16 protein-coding genes and 1 tRNA gene are annotated in these 17958 nt (G+C 44.4%); 7 read left to right on the plus strand and 10 right to left on the minus strand.

All coding sequences use genetic code 11. The features are described from left to right. Positions 1-153 precede the first annotated feature (153 nt). Positions 154-1734 carry a glycoside hydrolase family 3 N-terminal domain-containing protein gene (locus O9334_RS16110; protein ID WP_190380951.1) on the plus strand — a complete coding sequence of 527 codons (1581 nt, stop codon included), beginning with the start codon at positions 154-156 and terminating at the stop codon, positions 1732-1734. Here O9334_RS16110 and O9334_RS16115 read toward each other — a convergent pair. Next, positions 1731-2930 (minus strand): lipid-A-disaccharide synthase-related protein, encoded by a 1200-nt coding sequence (locus O9334_RS16115; protein WP_288001172.1) that lies wholly within the window; start codon positions 2928-2930, stop codon positions 1731-1733. The two genes, O9334_RS16110 and O9334_RS16115, sit on opposite strands and share 4 nt — an antisense overlap. Positions 2931-3407: 477 nt before the next feature. Here O9334_RS16115 and tsaE point away from each other — a divergent pair, with 477 nt between their 5' ends. After that, the gene (tsaE, locus tag O9334_RS16120; RefSeq protein ID WP_045360183.1) at positions 3408-3878 is read left to right on the plus strand and encodes a tRNA (adenosine(37)-N6)-threonylcarbamoyltransferase complex ATPase subunit type 1 TsaE; all 471 of its coding nucleotides are present in this window, start codon (positions 3408-3410) and stop codon (positions 3876-3878) included. A 37-nt stretch (positions 3879-3915) separates the two neighbouring features. On the opposite strand, the gene aqpZ is transcribed toward tsaE, so the two are convergent. Further along, positions 3916-4677: an aquaporin Z gene (aqpZ, locus tag O9334_RS16125; RefSeq protein WP_242017325.1), complete on the minus strand. Its 762-nt coding sequence runs from the start codon at positions 4675-4677 to the stop codon at positions 3916-3918. 269 nt (positions 4678-4946) lie between these two features. Here aqpZ and O9334_RS16130 point away from each other — a divergent pair, with 269 nt between their 5' ends. Then, on the plus strand, positions 4947-6032 hold the full coding sequence (locus tag O9334_RS16130) for a class I SAM-dependent methyltransferase (protein ID WP_190380955.1): 1086 nt from the start codon (positions 4947-4949) through the stop codon (positions 6030-6032). A gap of 4 nt (positions 6033-6036) precedes the next feature. Here the strand turns inward: O9334_RS16130 and O9334_RS16135 are convergent, their stop codons facing one another. The 4 genes from O9334_RS16135 to ftsY form a co-directional block, all read right to left on the minus strand. After that, a complete protein-coding gene (locus O9334_RS16135; RefSeq protein WP_288001178.1) occupies positions 6037-7320 on the minus strand; it encodes a DUF3086 domain-containing protein in 1284 nt (427 codons plus the stop codon). Positions 7321-7521: 201 nt separating this feature from the next. Further along, a complete protein-coding gene (locus O9334_RS16140) occupies positions 7522-7938 on the minus strand; it encodes a DUF3119 family protein (RefSeq protein WP_002751775.1) in 417 nt (138 codons plus the stop codon). A 39-nt stretch (positions 7939-7977) separates the two neighbouring features. Further along, entirely contained in the window at positions 7978-8778 is an 801-nt protein-coding gene (locus O9334_RS16145; protein WP_045360179.1) for a metal ABC transporter ATP-binding protein, read from the minus strand. Between the two features lie 94 nt (positions 8779-8872). Beyond that, a complete protein-coding gene (ftsY, locus tag O9334_RS16150; RefSeq protein ID WP_288001181.1) occupies positions 8873-10228 on the minus strand; it encodes a signal recognition particle-docking protein FtsY in 1356 nt (451 codons plus the stop codon). Positions 10229-10453: 225 nt separating this feature from the next. Between ftsY and O9334_RS16155 the strand changes: the two genes are divergently transcribed. Then, a complete protein-coding gene (locus tag O9334_RS16155) occupies positions 10454-11041 on the plus strand; it encodes a Uma2 family endonuclease (protein WP_190381323.1) in 588 nt (195 codons plus the stop codon). Positions 11042-11282: 241 nt separating this feature from the next. Next, positions 11283-11468, plus strand: coding sequence for a PCP reductase family protein (locus tag O9334_RS16160; protein WP_046663139.1), 186 nt, complete (start codon positions 11283-11285; stop codon positions 11466-11468). 4 nt (positions 11469-11472) lie between these two features. On the opposite strand, the gene moaA is transcribed toward O9334_RS16160, so the two are convergent. Then, the gene (gene moaA, locus O9334_RS16165) at positions 11473-12462 is read right to left on the minus strand and encodes a GTP 3',8-cyclase MoaA (protein WP_045360174.1); all 990 of its coding nucleotides are present in this window, start codon (positions 12460-12462) and stop codon (positions 11473-11475) included. Between the two features lie 435 nt (positions 12463-12897). On the opposite strand from moaA, the gene O9334_RS16170 reads away from it, so the two are divergent. Next, a complete protein-coding gene (locus O9334_RS16170; protein ID WP_288001185.1) occupies positions 12898-14241 on the plus strand; it encodes a DUF3370 domain-containing protein in 1344 nt (447 codons plus the stop codon). Positions 14242-14248: 7 nt separating this feature from the next. Here O9334_RS16170 and O9334_RS16175 read toward each other — a convergent pair whose 3' ends face one another. Together O9334_RS16175 and O9334_RS16180 are read right to left on the minus strand one after the other, a co-directional pair. Next, the gene (locus O9334_RS16175; protein WP_002761577.1) at positions 14249-14761 is read right to left on the minus strand and encodes a TolB family protein; all 513 of its coding nucleotides are present in this window, start codon (positions 14759-14761) and stop codon (positions 14249-14251) included. Positions 14762-14784: 23 nt separating this feature from the next. After that, the gene (locus O9334_RS16180) at positions 14785-15000 is read right to left on the minus strand and encodes a hypothetical protein (protein WP_002797803.1); all 216 of its coding nucleotides are present in this window, start codon (positions 14998-15000) and stop codon (positions 14785-14787) included. Positions 15001-15218: 218 nt separating this feature from the next. Here O9334_RS16180 and O9334_RS16185 point away from each other — a divergent pair. After that, positions 15219-15292 (plus strand) — tRNA-Asp (locus O9334_RS16185). Positions 15293-15377: 85 nt separating this feature from the next. On the opposite strand, the gene O9334_RS16190 is transcribed toward O9334_RS16185, so the two are convergent. Beyond that, complete coding sequence (locus O9334_RS16190) at positions 15378-17912, minus strand: glycogen/starch/alpha-glucan phosphorylase (RefSeq protein ID WP_288001189.1); 2535 nt, start codon at positions 17910-17912, stop codon at positions 15378-15380. Positions 17913-17958 lie beyond the last annotated feature (46 nt).

The raw sequence follows: 17958 nt of genomic DNA on the forward strand, positions 1-17958 counted from the left end.
ATTGGTTAGGCTAAAATCTCTGATGTGCTTAGTTTCTAACTTTCTTTTTAGCTAGGAGAATTGCCAGATTCTGCCTTTTGCCTCTTGTCTGTTGCCTCTTGCCTTCAGAAACTGATAACTGATAACTGATAACTGATAACTGATAACTGAATAGTGAGCGATCGCATTTTATCCCTAAAAGAACGTATTGGTCAGATGATAGTAGTCCGCGCTTCCGGCTATCTCTTTGACCAACAAATCCGCTATCCTGCTTGGGAACCCGTCAACGCCACCCTGAAACATTGGTTAGAAACCCTCCACCTCGGTGGGGTGATTCTATTAGGAGGCAGCGCCGCCGAAATCGCTTTCCGCAGCCAACAATTACAAAGTTGGTCCAGCGATAATCCTCTCCTCATCGCCGCCGATATCGAGGAGGGGGTCGGCCAAAGGTTTTCCGGCGCCACTTGGTTTCCCCCCCCAATGGCTTTAGGAAAAATAGCCGAAAAAAGCTTGACAAAAGCCACAGAATATGCTAGGGAAATGGGAGCAATTACCGCTAAGGAGGCCCTAGCGATCGGGATTAACTGGATTTTAGCCCCAATTGTCGATGTGAACAATAATCCCGACAATCCCGTTATCAATATTCGTTCCTTCGCTGAAACTCCCGAAATCGTCGCTAATCTAGCTCAAGCTTTTATTTTAGGGGCCGATTCCTATCCAGTTTTGACCACGGCCAAACATTTTCCCGGCCACGGTGACACCAGCAATGACTCCCATCTTGATCTTCCTATCATCAACCACGATCATCATCGCCTAGAAGCGATCGAATTGCCGCCCTTTCAAGCGGCGATCGAGTCGGGGGTTGATAGTATTATGTCAGGCCATCTGTTAATTCCCGCTTGGGATGCCGAGTTTCCCGCCACTCTTTCCTCGAAAATTCTCGGGGAAAAACTGCGCCAAAATCTCGGTTTTCAGGGTTTAATCGTCACCGATGCCCTGATTATGGGAGGAGTGACCAAAATTGCCAGCGCTGCCGCCCTAGCAGTGAGGGCGGTACAGGCGGGGGCCGATATACTGTTAATGCCTCCCGATCCGATCGAAGCGATCGAAGCGGTGTATAGTGCCGTGCAAGCGGGTACAATTAGCGAAGCCAGAATTAATGATTCTTGGCAGCGTATTCAACGAGCAAAAGAGAAATTAGGGCAAAGACAGCCATCCTTAGAATCCTTAAGCAGTTTAGCGGCACCGCAAGCTCTAGAGATTGTCAGGGATATTTTAAAAGATTCCCAAACAGTTAGCGCTAATTTACCGATTAAAGCCACTCAAGGCCGCAATTTAATCATTATCGATGATTTACTCAACTGTGACTTTCTTGATCGCTCTTGTCCGGCGGTGACAATTCCCCGACAATGGGGTTATCAAACGCAAATAATCGACCGTAGCACCTTTAATCAGTCCCTCGTCTCCCCAGAAACGACTCTCCTACAAGTATTTATCCGTGGTAATCCTTTTCGGGGTAGTGCCGGATTAGGGGAGGAAACAAAAGCTATCTATCAAGCTTTGCTGAAAACTGGACAAATTCAAGCATTGATTATTTATGGTAGTCCCTACGTTTTCCAGTGGTTTCGTCAACAAAGCGGAGAAATTCCCTATCTTTTCAGCTACGGACAACAACCAAGCGCCCAAAAAATCGCCCTAGAAACTATTTTTGAGGGGCCCACTAGCGGCGAAAATCAGACCGATACTTTCGTTTAAGGGCAAAAATTGCCTAGTAACCATTGGGCAATGCGATCGGATGCACCGGCCGATCCCATTCTCTGACGACCATTAACGGCGATTTCTTGCCACTTTGGGGGATTTTGTAATAAATATTCTAACTTGTCTGGCACTGACTCGGCACTATCGCCCAAGAGAATTGAACAGCCTAATAAACGCTGTTGCAGTTTGGCAAAATGGCGAGTAAACTGTGGTCCAGATCCCGCAATTGTGATCGCCGGTTTACCCAAACCGACGAACTGTTCCGTGGCAGTTCCCGCCATGGCGATCGCTAAATGGCAACGGCCTAAATATTCGGCGTAATCCCTTTGAGAAATAGTTATAAATACTTCTTGACAAATAAACTTATTTATGCTTTGTTCTCGCCAACCCTGGGAAGTTAAAGCAGCCGTAAAAGATTCCGGGGGGAGAGAAGGAGCGATCGCTGCCAAAAATTCCAGCTTGTAATCGGGAAAACGGCCGATCATGGCCGCCACAGCTGCGAGAATTTGCTGCCAATTGTGGAGAGATTCGGGAAAGCGCGAACCGGGTAGTAGCAGAATATTTAGGCAATCTTGGGGAAAATCGCCCGTTATCGAGGGTAAAAGGTCATCCATCATCGGATTACCCCCATCGACAACAGCAATTGACCACTGTTGTAAAATTTTGCTAGTTAAACTATCCCGGGGAAAAACCCCCCGACAGCGAGGATGAGCCATTAACCAGCGTTCCCAGGGATAATAATAGGAACCCCAGAGGCGATCGATCATCGAGCTACTATCTAACCATCCCTGCTCATCCCGGAGATAGTATTCTGATTTAGCCGTTCCCACAAAAGCATAATCTGTCCCGCTCAACCAAGCAAGGGCAAGGGGTAAGATATCTCCCACCGCGACAATTTTTCCCCTTTCTTGGCCCCAATTTCTGACCAGACGGTATTGACGGGAGGTTAATCCCAATAATCCCTCCCGCAGATCTCGCCATAATTGTTTGGGATCGCTAGTGATAAAACCCCCAGAGGGCATTTTTTGACCTCGATCGAGAAGGGGAATCCCCAGACGAGTATAAGCATAACCGTTACCCACTAGGGGTAAAGCAGTAATATCCGGACAGTGGGGAGATGATTGCAGTCTTTTGATAATCCGGATCGCGATCTCATCTTCACCGTGGCCATTACTCAAAAATAATAATTTCACTGTTTTTCTTAACTTCTGGCTTAAAGTCCTAAACTTCGGTTGTTTTATTCCCTTCGACCCTAGACAATGCTGATGGTTAGGGAACAATCAATTTTATAAAAGCAGTTAACCAACTCCCATTTAGTCTAATCTACCGGAAGGTTTCGCCGATCGCTTATTTCTGTCCTGATAGCGACCATTTGACCAAAGGCAAGACTAAAAGATAAGAGATTAGTTTAACTGCTTTTATTTTTATCGATCATAAAGACCAAATTTGGACCCCCAGAGCCAAGGATGTCAGAAAGCTGCTCTGATCGCTAAGTAGCTGGTTATAATTAAATTAAAAATGGATTTTAGGTTCGATCCCCCCTGCCCCCCTTGATAAGGGGGGTGCCGATCCCCCCTTAGTCCCCCCTTGATAAGGGGGGCATCTGATAACTTTTAACGCCTACCTACTCATATTAAAATCAGTGATTAATTGGCATCCTAGCGGAAAAAATGATTATCGACTTACCCGATCGAGAAGCTACTGTCAATTTAGGGGAAAAACTGGGGCAAACCTTGGCCTCTGGCAGTGTAATTTTATTAAAAGGCGATTTGGGAGCGGGAAAAACCACCTTAGTACAGGGAATTGGCTTAGGATTGGGCATTCAAGAGCCTATAGCTAGTCCTACCTTCACCCTCGTTAACGAATATAACGAAGGCCGCCTTCCTTTGTATCATTTGGATTTGTATCGTTTGCAGGGTCAAGATATCGAGGCCCTGTACCTAGAAAATTATTGGCAGGGAATCGAGGTAGATTTAGGGATAGTGGCGATCGAATGGTCGGAACGTTTAACTTTTTTACCGGAAAATTATCTAGAGATTACTTTACTCGATCGAGGTGAGCAGGGACGACGAGCGCTGCTCAATTTTGTCGGTGGGGACGAAAAAAATAGCGACCCCGCAGGAATCGCTATCAGCACTTGACTTTTGAAGCAATCAAACTTTAGCGGTAACTTTCCACTTATTCTCTAACTCGTCTTTCTTCTAAAGTTTCTTCAAAGAAACTATTGTAGAGGAAACCCGCCGCCACGGCCCCAACAATGGGAGCAATCCAGAATAACCATAATTGACCAACGAGAGCCATATTACCGCATAAAAGAGCAACACCAGTACTACGAGCGGGGTTAACGGAGGTATTGGTCACGGGAATACTAATTAAGTGAATTAAGGTCAATCCTAAACCAATAGCGATGGGAGCAAAACCGGCCGGAGCGCGTCGATCGGTAGAGCCTAAAATGATGATTAAGAACATGAAGGTCAAGACCACTTCCGTGACCAAAGCGGCGAATAAACTGTAACCACCGGGAGAATGTTCTCCGAAACCATTGGTGGCCAGAGGGTTACTGCCTCCCAGAGCGAAACTGGGTTGACCACTGGCAATAATGTAGATAATTACTGCCGCTAAAATCGCCCCTAAAACTTGAGCGATGATGTAGGGAAGTAGTTCCGAACCGGGGAAGCGTTTACCTGCCCAGAGACCGAAGGAAACGGCGGGATTAAAATGTCCCCCCGAAATATGCCCTAAAGCGTAGGCAAGAGTGAGGACGGTTAAACCGAAGGCAAGGGACACACCCACAAAAGAAATCCCCAGATGGATATTAAAATCAGCACCATCTACGACACTCTTGGCTTTACCCACAAATACTGCCGCTAAAACGGCACTACCGCAACCACCGAGAACGAGCCAAAACGTCCCGATGAACTCTGCTAGATACTTTTTCATCTCTATATCAAGGTTGAATGATTTTGCTTTTAGGTTATCTCCCATCAAACCGGATTAAACTGTTATAGGATATTAAAAAATAGTTATTTTTTTATCTTCAATTTGCCGTTCTTATGGGGAAACTATCAGCTTTTTAGGGATATAATAGTAAAAAAATCGGGAATTTTTGATAATTTCACACTTTCTTTAGATTTATCTTCTATCTTGATGTCTGATGGATTTTGGCAGTGGTTGACCCTTTCCGCCGAGGGCTAATTATGAGATGAGCGATGCAGGAAGAAAAAGCGATATTTAATATCAACAATACTTTCTATAGACTGGAGAGTAAAATCGTCCGAGATTTAGGAGTTTTAGCGGCGGCAATTGCCCAAAAAGAGCGGGGCAGTTTGCGCGTTTTAGAAGTAATGAGCGGCTCTGGTGTGCGAGCGCTCAGGTATTGGTTAGAAAGTGGTGCGGATTGGCTGTGGGTTAATGATGGTAATCCAGAAATTAAGCCAACTTTAGCAGCTAATTTAGAGAATTTATTACAACAGAAAAAAGGCAAAATAACCTATAAATCTGCTCAAGAAGTTCTCCTAGAATGTTATCTTGAAAAAGACCATTACGATCTAGTTGATATTGATGCTTTTGGTTCTCCTGCATCTCTGTTTAGTGCCATTCCTTTAGCCACTAAAATCGGTGGTTTAATTTATCTAACTAATACCGATGGACGGACGCTGACGGGTCATAATCTAGAAAATAGTTTAGCTGATTATGGAGCATCTGCTCGCAATCATCCGGCTGCCCACGAACAGGGATTAAGATTAATTATCGCCGGTTTGCAATTAGAATCGGCCCGGTTAGGTTTAGGAATTACGCCGATTTTTTCCTTTTTTTTCGGTCAAAGTTATCGGGTGATGGTGCGGTTAACGGCTAATAGACAATTAAATAGTCATAACTACGGTTTTCTCGGTTATTGTCATAGCTGCGGGGAATATCAATCAGTGCCTTGGCCGAAGTTAGGCAAGATAGTTTGTTCTGGGGACGGGCAACCTTTAACCTTAACTGGACCCTTGTGGTTAGGCAGTTTACACGATCGCTTTTATCTAGAAAAAATGGCAGATTTAGCCGAGCAATGGCAGTGGAAAAAGGTAGTTAAATTGCTAGAAATAATGAGGGAAGAAAACGATTTTCCTCCCTACTTTTATAGCTTTCGGGAAATTGGGAGAAGGGGCAAATTAGATCTACCCAAAAGGGAAGATTTAATTGCAGCTCTCTTAAAACAAGGTTATCGAGCCGCTGCCACCCATATTAACCCGCAAGCGGTGAAAACTAACGCTTCTTTAGCCCAATGTATCGCAATACTCAAGGGCTAATTAGTTAATACCAATAACTAGAACTTTGTTGAGGTTCAGGGGCAAAAGCTAACCAGTAGGGGAATTGTAAAAGAGCGAAATTCAGTCGTTCTTCGGTATCATCGATGATAATGAGCGGTGAATACTTATCGTCGATTAAACGTTCCGCTTTTTGGATTAAAGCTTCGGGAGACTCAAAGAGAACGATGCCGCGGTCTGGTCCAAAATCGGCGCGGGAAATGCCGAGACAATCTTGGAGACCGCGCCGCCATTCGCCTAAACGTTCGGGACTATTCGCCAGAACGAGAGAACGGAAGCGATCGCCCTGTAATTCCGCCATAATCGAGATAATTGCCGAAGCCACCAGAATATTCTGGAGACGGCTGCCCATACCGCGAACAGTACCCCGTCCCCCCTGTTTAAAGAACCACTGTTGCACCCGTTCGGCGTGAATTGGTTCAAAAGTGCGCCGTAGTTGCCAAGGGGGACCGTAATAATCAGGACGACTGCGATAACGGTCTAAAAGAGCTTGGATGCGCTGATTTTGGTCAGAAAAGCCCTGTCTGGGGGGGGATTGTCCCACCGGTTCCGATTCATAACCCGAACGGTTAGAACGACGGGGTTCTTGCCAATTATCCCGGCCCTGGTTACTGGTACGGGGGGGACGGGGACTTTCTTCGCGATCATCCCGGCCTTGACTGCCACGGGATCGGCGCGGGTTTTCCTCCCGTTCGGTCCGCAGGGGAGGTTCCACGGGTCGGGGGGATTTTTCGGGGGTTTCAAAACGGGGTAATTCCAACTGTTCGGCAGCCGCGGCCAAATCCTGTAAACTGCCCACCAGATAGTCTTTAAATCCCTGAACCCGCACGGCTAGATCCTGGGAGACTCCGGCGAAATTACTCCGCATTTCCTGCCGAATGCGCTCACGACGGCGTTCTAACTGTTCGATCGCCAATTCTAAAGCCTGTTTGCGTTGTTCTAGGTCTTTTACGCCTTCCTTGAGCATTCTTTCGATTTGAGCTTTGATATCCCCGAGTTCCTCGGCGATCAAGCGTTCTTTTTCCGCTTTTAATGCCGAGATTTCTGCCGCTAGGCTCTGTTTTTGCCGTTCTAGAGCCTCGATTTCTGCTCGCAGGGGTTCCGCCTGCGCTGGGGGAACTAATTCGCCTTCGGGGGCGATTGCCGATGGCAGGGGATTCTCTACTGGGCGATCGTTCCAGAGATCATCAAAACTAAATTCTTCGACAGATTCATTGGGTAAGTCTGTCATTTTGTCAAGGGGTAAAACATTAAAATCTTCTGAATTCATCGGCTTTAGAAATGCAGAGCGAACAGAGGGCCAAGGCAGGCAATTAAGTAAGTGGTTCTGATTAATAGAAGATAGATTTTGCCTTTGATCCCCCCTTACCCCCTTATTAAGGGGGGTGCCGATAGGCGGGGGGATCTGACAATTTTTAACACCTACCTACTTAAGACGCTATTAATTGCCAGATTTTATTTTATCTCAATCTTAGTTCGCTTCTGAGTCGATCGCTTGCGATGCTGCTAAAGGATAGTATTTTTCCAGGCACAGTCTCAGGGTTGCGCTGTCAAAGATAATGGGCAAAAAATGAATGCTGTTAATTTCTTTGAAATAAAATAGGATCGGGACTTTATTCCAGAAAATCCGCCAATTTTGCCATTCTTGGTAGGGAAAGGAGCGAATTTGTTGCCCGGACAGATAGACATCTAAGGAGGTAGGGGTAAACTGGAGACGAATGCGGGTAGTCTGGAACATCAAGAATAGGCCTAACAGGGAGAAAATTATTCCGAGCCAGACCTGTAAAAAGAGCAATGGCAGCGATAAAATTACCAAAAACAGGGGAATTCGATAGTTAGGAGCCAGTTCGATCGTTCCTGTTACTTCTTGCGGGGAAATAGTTGTCATTGGTGTCCCTATCGGCGGTCAGCCAAAATATCTTCGCTTCTAGTTTATCGCATTGTTTTTCGATAGGCGATCGAGATAATCGAGACTCGATCGGCGATGATCTGGTGGTGTCATGGCATCGTAGAAGGAGACTTTACCCCCGTATGCACGCCGGAGATTAAAATCAGTTAAGACCTTAGATCGTTGATCGGCGAGGATCAATTCTTTATTTAAGAGGATTAAATCAGCAAAATGGGTGATAGATTCGCCTAAATCATGGTTAACCACCATGACAATTTTATTTTCTTGGGCTAACTCACCAAAGATATTAAAAAGAATCCCCTCGGTTTTTTGATCTACCCCAACGAAAGGTTCATCAAAACAGAAAATCTCCGCTTCTTGGGCCAAAGATCTGGCTAAAAAGACTCTTTGCTGTTGTCCCCCCGACAACTGACCGAGGGGACGATGGCGTAAATCAGCCATTTCCACCCTTTCTAGGGCATTTAAAGCCTGTTGACGACTAATATGGGAAAAAGGACGAAACCAACCCGTTTTTCTGACTCTCCCCATCATCACCACATCCCAAGCGGTGACGGGATAGGTCCAGTCGATTTGAGATCTTTGGGGAACATAAGCGACTTTATCCAGTTGTTGCTGTAGAGATTGCCCTTGATAGTTAACGCTTCCCTGTTGTACGGGAATTAATCCTAGCATGGCTTTGATCAGGGTACTTTTGCCCGCACCGTTGGGACCGATAATACCGGTTAATCGTCCTGGATAAATTTTCAGGGTGATATCCCGTAGGGCTTCCACGCCGCGATAATATACTCCTAGATGACTAACTGTAATTGTCCTTTGCATAGTTGTTATCCCGAGTCTCCATTTCTAGCATAGCTAAAAATGAGACAATTATGAAGCAACCATGAAAAGATTATGAAAGATAGCTAGGGTGAGATTAATCGCCACTCAGTAAAGCTTCCACGAATTCGTAACTGGAAAAAGGCCGCAGATCCTCGATTCCTTCCCCAGCGCCAACAAAGCGAATCGGTAGGTTAAGCTGACGCGCCACGGCAAGGGCAACACCCCCTTTAGCTGTACCATCGATTTTAGTCAGGATCACGCCGCTTAATTGGGCAGCTTCCGAGAAAACCTCTGCTTGTCGCAGCCCGTTTTGTCCTAAAGTGGCATCGAGAACTAGAAGGGATTCCACCACGGCACTCTCGGCTTTTTTGTCGATAATGCGGCGAATTTTGCTTAATTCTGCCATTAAGTTCTTTTTATTCTGCAATCTTCCCGCCGTATCCACTAAGAGTAATTCTACCTCCCTGGATTTAGCGGCTTCGATGCCATCGTACACCACGGCGGCCGGGTCGGTATTTTTGCCCGGGTTGGCAATTACTTCGACTTGCGATCGCTCTCCCCAAACTTTCACCTGTTCCACGGCAGCAGCGCGAAAGGTGTCGGCAGCGGCGATCATACAGCTATAGCCAGATTGTTTAGATAAATGGGCTAATTTGCCGATAGTCGTCGTTTTACCGACTCCGTTAACTCCTGTGAGCATCCAGATATTTAATTTACCTTTTTCTGGCTCAAAACCGGGGTTGCTATAATTTGCTAAAGGTGCATCTAAAATCTCGCGGATAATTTCTTTGAGATATTCGATCGCTTTTTCGGGGGGTAAAGATTCCTGTTTTAGCTTATTTTGGAGGGTAGTGATAATATAATCGGTGGCACCTACCCCCACATCAGCCTGAAGCAATAAAGCTTCGATTTCCTCCACCGCATCTTGATTGAGGGGTCCCTGACCGACCACGGCCTTAAGCTGATTGACCAAGCTGCGGCGCGTTTTGCCTAAACCCTGACGCAATTTTTTTAACCAGGTGATTTCTTCTTCCGAAACGTCCTCTGCTTGTCGTCCCTGATTGGCTAAAACTTTGGCCGACCAGATAAAATCCTCATCTGGTTCTGTGGGGGTTTCGATGGCGGTTTCTTTGAGAATTTCGAGGCGATCGGATTTTTTCAGCCATGCGGGGGTATTATACTCGGTTTCTTCTTCTTTAACTGGTTCTTCCTCTTGCGGAGGTTCTGTTTCAGCAATAGATGTTTCAGGGGTTTCGCTCACGACGGCCTCGGCCGTGGCTTTTTTCTCTTGAATATTTTTAAAGGCTTTTTTGGCCCAATCTAAATACTCTTCCTGACTGGTTGCCTCGCTAGTCGTCGGGGTTGCCTCGCTGGGGGTCTCCTCTACGGGTGCGGGGGGTGCTTGTTCTTGTTCGGGTTGGAGTTTCTGACGACGGAACCAGTTAAACATAGGAGAAACTAAACATAAAACTATTTATCTAGTTTATTTTAACCCTTGGCGTGAGCAATTTTGATAGTTAGATTTTTAATTATGGATTTCTCAGCATTTTTTGCCAGAGATTACGGGAAAAATATGATGCGAGTAACTCAATTGATAGCCTTGCTCAAGCATAACTTTATCTCTTTTTAGAGAAATGCTGTATCCTAGAAAATAGAATAGGAAGGAGATTCAAAAATGTTAAGCGCTACTGAAACTAAATATTATACTCCCGAAGAATATCTCGCCCTAGAGGAAACGTCCGAAGATAAACATGAATATCGTCAAGGAGAAATTATCCCAATGGTAGGAGCAACAACTAATCACAATCAGATTGCTGGAAACTTCTATCGAAGATTTCCTCTGACTATCAATAATCAAGATTATTATACATACATGGAAACGGTGCGTTTATGGCTGTCAGATTATAGTATTTACACCTATCCTGATGTGATGGTGATTCAAGGTCAACCTCTCTATCAAGGTAATAGTCAATCTAACGTGATCAATCCTTTAATTATTGTCGAAGTTCTCTCTAATTCCACCCAAGCTTATGATCGAGGGGATAAGTTTAAATTCTATCGTTCCTTGCCAACTTTTCAGGAATATATTCTGATTGAACAATCTAGTTATAGTGTGGAACGTTACTCTAAACAAAAGGATGATCAATGGTTAATTGATTTCGTCACGGGGGAAAATGCGGTTTTACAATTGGTGTCGGTAGATTGGCAGATTTCTTTTCAAGATTTATATCAAAGAGTAAATTTCGACCTAGCAGAAACCTAAAATTAAAAGAAAGGTGAAAAAGAAAGATTGCTAAAAATAAGCTGCCCGTGCATTTAAATTACTTGTTAAGATAAGGCAAGAGGCAAGAGTAAAATAAGTCCTAGCTTATTGCCTATCATCGCCCCTAACTAATTGAGCAGACAGGAAAAGATCGCTGTCAAGAAACTCATCATTTAATCAGCTTTTTAATAAATAGCTAATCTTTTTTGGTATAATAGACGGACTACTATATGTTAAATCTATGGAAGATCTAGATTTTTCCGATCAACTACAATGGACCGCAGAAGCCAAGGCAAAGCTGAAAAATATTCCCTATTTTGTTCGTTCCCAAGCGCGTCAAAGAATAGAAGAATTAGCTCGTCATGCCGGTTCCGATCGAGTTACCGTGGAAATGGTAGAACAGGCTAGAATAGAATTCGGACAGTAGATTTTTAGCCGCCAATTTGGGACATAGTACGGGTATAAATGCCACTTGATGTGCCGGAATCACGCAGTTTAAAGTTTATTTCTGCCTTCAGTTCTATTAATTCCCGCACTCTTTCCCTGATTTCTGCCGGCGAAATTCCCTGACGGAGGGCAGTTTTTAGGTCAATTTGTCCGGTTTCGTTGAGGAGACAGGGACGCAACCAACCATCGGCCGAGAGACGTAGGCGGTTACAGCGATCGCAAAAACACTCCGACATCTGACTGATAAAGCCGATTGTACCCTTAGCCCCCGGAATTTGAAAAACATCGGCCGGACCATTTCCCCGCACTTGACCCTCATTTAAGCCCCATTTTGCCCGAATTCGCCCCCTTAATTCCTCGTTCGCAATCCAAGCTTTTTCTTGAAATAAATCACCGTTACCGATGGGCATAAACTCGATAAAACGGACGTGCCAACGCTTATCGATGGTCAAAGCCGCTAAATCTTCCACTTCTGCCTCATTTATCCCCGGAATCACCACCACATTCAATTTTAAGGGGTCAAAACCCACCCTCTGGGCTGCTTGAATACCTGCCCAAGTTTTTTGCCAACGACTCCGGCCGCGATTACCGATAATTTTATCGAAAGTGTCGGGGTCGAGGGAGTCTAAACTGATATTAATCCGTCTTAGTCCGGCTTCATACAACATTTCGGCTAAATTGTCAAGTAAATAGCCGTTAGTGGTCAAGGCTAAATCGCTAGTAGCAGATAAAGAGGCGATATCGCGCACAATCTCCACTACTTCGGGATGTAAGAGAGGTTCCCCACCAGTAAGGCGAAATTTGCGGAAACCGAGGGGAATAAAGACATTTTTGACTAAAGTAAGAATTTCCTCCCGGGTGAGTAAGTCTTGCGGTCGAACAGATGCCAATTCTGCATCTTCAGGCAGACAATACTGACAGCGAAAGTTACAGCGATCGATTAAACTAATCCTGAGATAGTCAATTTGGTTCATGTTCACGGGGAAATACTGTTATAAAACTTCATGAATTTATCATAACAATTCCGGCTCGATCGATATCTAGACATCGGCTACATCTAGATTTTAGTCTATGATGACAATAGATTTGCTCAATGGCAAGAGCCAATAACGATTGGGAAATTTGATAATTTTTCTTGATTGTACTTAAGTAGGTAGGCGTTAAAAATTATCAGACACCCCCCTTATCAAGGGTAGGGTTGATTCATGAATCAACCCTACCTTATCAAGGGGGGCAGGGGGGATCGAACCTAAAATCGATTTTTAATTTAATTATAACCAACTACTTAACTAAAAAGGTCAGCTAACACCCAAAAGAAATATTAACCAATCCTCTAGATATGGACAAACAGGATACTATCTAAATTGAGCGAGCCAGTAATGCTATGATCAAAAATTAATTATCTTGAGATGGTAATTTGTGTGATCTTGCCTGTTTTGCTACCCATTGCCCAAACTCCCCCTAGTGTAGAAATAATTCGACCGGTGCAGGTGCGTCCTTTACCGAATCAACTAGATCAAGTTCCCGTTTTTAATAGCAATAGTCCCGAATTATTGCTAGGAGAAGGGATTTTACTTTCGACTTTTCCCCCCCAAGAGAAAAGTTTCCCCTCGGCCCATTTAAATTATGCTTTTCAGGGACGCTTTGATATTTTTGCCCACCATATAGCCAGGGGGAATTTTCCCGATAATTTACGCACCCTTTATCTGGGTATATTACTCCACAATCCCAGTCCTAATCCCGTGACCGTTAAAATTCTGCAAGGGGCCAGTTATTTGAGTCAACCGGATGCAGCTTTTATCGATTTACCTGCACAAGTGGAAAATAATCAGGGGACGGTTTTTGCCGGGCCGGGAAGTCGGGTAATGGGGGATATTTTAATGGGGCAGCGTCAGGATATTTTTCCCGATAGGATTATTATTCCGGCGGGGGAGAGTTTTATGGTCTTAAATGCGGCGATTCCCGTGCGCGATTTGACTCCCCCTTTAAACGGGAGATCCACTTATCTTCGTCTGGAAAGTGACGGTCTTCTCTACGCTGCTAGTTTAGCTCTTTATGCACCCCTAGATGAAAATGGACAGGAAAGACCACCAAATCTGACAGAGTGGCAAAATTTGCTAGAAAAAGGCGATTTATCGACTCCGCGCGATCAATCGCCCACTCCTCCCAATAGTCAAGGACAGATAATTTATGGACGGGTAGCGGGGGTGTCCCAAGGTTCAGCTTGGCCCGCCCGATTAGTCGATCGAGCTTCTTTATGGTTAAATATTCCTGATTCTGGTCAATCTATAGCCTATGGGATTAGCACCCTACCCGGGGGCAAACTGGGAACGGAACAAAATCAAAGTGCTAGTATGTTAGTTCGCTATCCCGATACGGCCTATCAAGCTCATGGTAATTACGGTGTGGAATATAGGTTAAGTTTACCTCTATTTAATGGAAGTGATGAGGCGAAAACAGTGACTATTTCGCTAGAAACACCGATTAAAGAGGATGTTATTGGGCAGGGTTTGCGTTTTCTCGATCCGGCTGCCCCACAAGTGTTTTTTCGGGGAACAGTAGCCGTCAATTATAGCGATGACCAGGGACAGGCACAAAGCAGATTTTTCCATCTCGTCCAAAGACGCGGACAAGAGGGGCAATCTTTAGTGACTCTGACTATTCCTCCCGGGGATTGGCATATAGTACAGGTAAATTTTTTATATCCACCAGATGCAACTCCTCCGCAAGTTTTAACGATTAAGACCGAGTAGAACAAGTTTAAAATTGGCCGTTAACGATCGCAATATTCCATTGACCGTCTTGGTTGGTTTCAAAGGCAATTTGGCGACCATCACCGCTAATGGTGGGATTACGGACGCTTCCCCGCAGGTTAGCGGTTAACAGGGTTGCACGGGACCGGGAACGATCATAAACCATGACATCACTTTTACCGCGTTCGCTGGAGATATAGGCAATTAAACGACCGTCAGCATTTAGAGATGGCTGATCTTGGCTAGAATCGCCACGATTTAGGTTAGGGAGATTAACTAAGCGCTTTTCTTGCAGATCGAATAAATATATACTACGACGACCGGAGCGATCGGAAGCGAAGGCTAAATAGCGACCATCAGCACTATAACTGGGAAATTGATCGGGAGCAAAACTATTTAAACCACCGGCGGGAACTTGAGGAGTGATCAAAAGAGGGGAATTACAGCCACTTATCCCCGATAACAGCCCAAAAGAGGCCAAAAACCGCCCCAGCCAGACAAAAAAATTTTTTTCTTTCATCTTGACTTTTGACCCAAAATGTGCTAATAACTTTCCTCCCTGCCGACGGTTTTGAGGGTAAGTAGTTGATTGCCTTGACTGAGACTATCGGCGATCGCTTCTCGAATCGGCAGGTCAATAGTGGTTTCAGCGAGGATTTCTTGGGCTTTTTGGCGCAAATCTGCCCCAGTATCGGCATCTACTTGGTCTAGATCGAGTAATTCCTGCGATAGCTGTTCGATCGAATTCGGGTTAGTCATAGCTCAGGCTCCCAACAAGCTTAATTACAATCCCATTGTAAAGAGGGTCTATCCCTAATTGGGGATTTTTTGGCTTTAATTCAGTATTGATACCAATCCAACTTTAAAAACCCAGTTATGAATTGTTTCCCACTTCCCCACTTCCCTCAAAAAAATTTTCCCAGAGGTGCTTGACATAACCCTAATGATGAAGTTACAATCAGAAATGTGGCAAAAATGGGATTGTAGTTCAATTGGTTAGAGCACCGCCCTGTCACGGCGGAAGTTGCGGGTTCGAGCCCCGTCAATCCCGTAAAAATCTAGATTAGAGTCGCCCATGACTCGTTATCCTGTGGGCAGTAGGACAAATAAACAGGATCCTACTGCCTAGATTTGTTCTAATTTACCGATAAACCAGCATTAGCTTGAATATAATCGGGTAATTCAATTTTTACCGGTTGTATCCGCCAGATTTCCTCGCAGTATTCCCGAATCGAGCGATCGCTAGAGAATTTTCCCATGCGGGCCACATTAAGAATTGCTAAACGACTCCAATGTTCTTGATCTTTATAGGCCCAACCGACTCCTTCCTGACAGTCGATATAGGATTGATAATCGGCCAGTAACATATAGGGATCATTGTAGATAAGATTATCCACAAGCGGGCGGAATAAACTACTATCACCCCGGCTAAAAAATCCCGAACCAATGAGGTCTAATACTGCCCGCAATTCTTCGTTATGGTAATAGTATTCTTGGGGATTATAACCGGCGGCTTTCTTAGCATAAACCTCCTCGGTTGTCAAGCCAAAAAGAAAGAAATTTTCCGCCCCCACCTCTTCACGAATTTCGATATTTGCCCCATCGAGAGTGCCGATAGTTAAGGACCCATTCATAGAGAATTTCATATTACCAGTTCCCGAAGCTTCTTTCCCGGCGGTGGAAATTTGTTCAGACAAGTCGGCAGCTGGATAAACCCGTTGACCGAAGGTGACATTATAATCAGGTAGGAAAACCACTTTTAAACGTCCTCCAATCGTCGGATCATTATCGATCACTTCTGCCACAGAATTAATCAATTTAATGATTAATTTTGCCATAAAATAACCCGGGGCTGCCTTCCCACCAAAAATAAAGGTACGGGGGGTAATATCGAGATTGGGGTTATTTTTGAGACGATGATAGAGAGTGACGATATGTAAAACGTTGAGATGTTGCCGTTTATATTCGTGAATGCGTTTTACCTGGACATCAAAGAGGGTACTAGGATCAACTTTAATACCAACTTTTTTATCGATATAATTGGCTAAATCTGCCTTAATATCGTATTTAATTCGTCGCCAAGAGTCCCGAAATCCCCCATCATCCACATAGTTTTCTAAACCGCGTAAATCCTCCAGATGCTTAATCCAATTTTCGCCGATTTTTTCGGTAATCGCAAAAGTCAAGCGGGGATTACTAGAAACCATCCAGCGCCGGGGAGTAACTCCATTGGTTTTGTTGCTAAACTTTTCGGGAAAGAGTTCATAGAAATCGCGCAGAACATCTTTTTTCAGTAATTCTGTATGGAGGGCTGCCACCCCATTAATTGCCTGGGAACCCACACAGGCGAGATGAGCCATACGGACGTATTTTTCGCCGCTTTCATCGATTATAGACAAACGGGACATTTTGCCGTCATCCTGGGGATAAATAATGCGAATTTTATCCAAGAAACGATAGTTAATTTCATAGATAATTTCCATTAATCGGGGGAAAAGACGACCAAAAATACTCAAAGGCCATTTTTCTAAAGCTTCTGGCAAAAGAGTATGATTAGTATAGGCGAAGGTATTTTGAGTAATAAACCAAGCTTTATCCCAATCGAAATGATGCACATCAATTAACAAGCGCATTAACTCAGCTACCCCGACGGAAGGGTGAGTATCATTCAATTGTACTGACCATTTTTGATGAAAATTATCGAGACTAGGGTTCTCATATAAGTGAATACGAATCAGATCCTGTAGGGAACAGGAAACAAAGAAATATTGCTGTTCTAAACGCAGTTCTTTGCCTTGAATTGGTTCATCGTTAGGATAGAGAACTTTACTGATATTTTCCGAGTGAACTTTATTATCCACCGCACCATAATAATCGCCGCGATTAAAGCGACCAAAATCAAAAGATTCACAAGCTTCTGATTTCCAGAGACGCATGGTATTAGCGGTGTTAACTCGATAGCCGAGAATTGGGGTATCGTAGGGAATTCCTTTGACTACATAATCGGGAATCCAACGACTGCGATAATTACCATTTTCGTCGGTATAGGATTCGGTATAACCGCCAAATTTTACCTCTACCGATGATTCCGGTCGGGCAATTTCCCAGGGATTTCCATACTGTAACCACTTATCGGTTATTTCTACCTGCCAACCGTCGTGGATTTCTTGATCAAAGATACCAAATTCGTAGCGAATACCGTAACCAATAGCTGGAATTTCTAGGGTAGAAAGGGAATCGAGATAACAGGCAGCTAAACGACCTAAACCACCATTTCCTAACCCCGGTTCTTCTTCTTGGGCAATTAATTCTTCTAGTTTTAATCCCGATTCGCTGACAGCTTTCTGGACCTGTTCGTAGATACCGAGATTAATTAAATTATTGGCCAAATGGGGACCGACTAAAAATTCTGCCGAGAGATAACAAACGGTTCTGACATCTTTTTTTAGATAGGTTTGTTGGGTGGTTAACCAACGCTGCAATAAACGATCGCGGATTGTATAGGCTAGGGCCATATAAAGATCGTTTTTGCTGGCTAATTCCGGTAATTTACCTTGAATATAGAGTAAATTATCCCTTAAAGCCCGTCGGATAGTTTCTGTGTCTAATCCTGTTCTGTCGTCTTCGATAATAATCGGACAAACAAAACTCGTGTCTGGAGATGTATCCATAGGAGTGTTTTTACTGAAGATTGGCTGCTCTTAGTTTAAGATAACC

This window comes from Microcystis sp. LE19-8.1F, from assembly GCF_027531715.1.
Taxonomy (GTDB): domain Bacteria; phylum Cyanobacteriota; class Cyanobacteriia; order Cyanobacteriales; family Microcystaceae; genus Microcystis; species Microcystis wesenbergii_A.